Origin of the sequence: Citrobacter sp. wls827, assembly GCF_005280875.1 — a bacterium.
Classification (GTDB): Bacteria; Pseudomonadota; Gammaproteobacteria; order Enterobacterales; family Enterobacteriaceae; genus Citrobacter; species Citrobacter youngae.
The window spans coordinates 137800-139313 of sequence record NZ_SZWR01000024.1 but is presented as its reverse complement, the minus strand read 5'-3'; the positions used below and the strand labels follow the sequence as shown (position 1 = coordinate 139313).

Below are 1514 nucleotides of genomic sequence, written 5' to 3'. Positions count from 1 at the left end.
GCCCCCGGCCTGCTGCCGCTGGCGGCGGTGTTCGCCATCTACTTCTATCTGGTGAAGAAAGGACCGCGTTACACCACGATTTTGCTGTCGATTGTCGCGCTCAGCGTGGTCTGTTCGCTGCTGGGAGTGTTGTAAGCCATGACACAGAATATCTATCAACAACTGGGGCTAAAACAGGTGATTAACGCCTGCGGCAAAATGACGATTCTGGGCGTTTCCAGCGTCGCGCCGGAAGTGATGCAAGCCACCGCGCGGGCAGCCTCGGCCTTTGTTGAAATTGACCGGCTGGTGGACCGTACCGGTGAATTGGTTTCCCGCTACACCGGCGCGGAGGACAGCTATGTTACTTCGTGCGCCTCGGCAGGTATTGCGATATCCGTTGCCGCCGCCATTACGCGCGGTGACCAGGCGCGAGTCACGTTGATGCCGGATAGCGCGGGTATGGCTAATGAAGTGGTCATGCTGCGCGGGCATAACGTTGACTACGGTGCGCCCATCACCAGCGCGATCCGCTTAGGGGGAGGGCGGGTGGTGGAGGTTGGCTCAAGTAATCTGGCGGCCTGCTGGCAGCTGGAGAGCGCGATTACCGACAACACTGCCGCGCTGCTGTATGTGAAATCGCACCACTGCGTGCAGAAAGGCATGTTGAGCATTGCAGACTTCGTACAGGTTGCGCAGGTTCATAACCTGCCGCTGATTGTCGATGCCGCCGCCGAGGAGGATTTACACGCCTGGGTGGCGAGCAGGGCGGATATGGTGGTCTACAGCGGGGCAAAAGCCTTTAACGCGCCGACCTCCGGGTTTATCACCGGAAAGAAAAAGTGGATTGCCGCGTGTAAAGCGCAGCACCACGGAATTGCCCGGGCGATGAAAATCGGCAAAGAGAATATGGTCGGGCTGGTGTATGCCCTGGAAAACTATCATCAGGGGCAAACCGTGGTCACCGCTGAAGAACTGCAACCTGCGGCGCAGGCGATTTCAGCGATTCGCGGACTGGATGCGGATATTGAGCAGGACGAAGCCGGGCGCGCCATCTGGCGGATTCGTATTCGGGTGAATGCACAAGAGCTGGGGATGGATGCTTACGCCGTAGAAGCGCAGCTGCGAGAGGGTGATATCGCGATTTACGCGCGTCGTTACAACCTTCATCAGGGCGTCTTTAGTCTTGACCCGCGTACGGTTGCAGAAGGGGAAATGGCACTGATCGTGGCCCGACTAAAGGAGATTGCAGACCATGCAGCACATTAATTTTTATCGCAATAAAGTGGCTATTAACGTGCTGGCGAAGGATATCGCCAACGCCCGGGAAATCTATGACGCTGCCGAAGGTCACGCGGTGATCGGCATTCTTTCGGCGCAGTTCTCCTCGGTTGAGGAAGGGGTTAAGGAAGTAAAACGCTGGATGGTCGACGTGCCGTCGATTTCCGTGGGGTTGGGGGCCGGTGACCCGGCGCAGTATTACAAAGCGGCGATGATTGCCTCACAGGTCCATCCAGCACACGTCAACCAGACCT

3 protein-coding genes are annotated in these 1514 nt (G+C 57.6%); all 3 read left to right on the top strand.

All coding sequences use genetic code 11. From position 1 onward, the window contains the following. Positions 1–135 (top strand): PTS system mannose/fructose/sorbose family transporter subunit IID (locus FDX03_RS23765; RefSeq protein ID WP_249357141.1); only part of this gene is annotated, 135 nt, incomplete at its 5' end. Positions 136–138: 3 nt separating this feature from the next. Then, complete coding sequence (dgaE, locus tag FDX03_RS21070) at positions 139–1248, top strand: D-glucosaminate-6-phosphate ammonia lyase (RefSeq protein ID WP_137346536.1); 1110 nt, start codon at positions 139–141, stop codon at positions 1246–1248. Next, on the top strand, positions 1235–1514 hold a 280-nt coding region (locus tag FDX03_RS23760), incomplete at its 3' end, for a KDGP aldolase (RefSeq protein ID WP_249357138.1). The genes dgaE and FDX03_RS23760, both read left to right, overlap by 14 nt.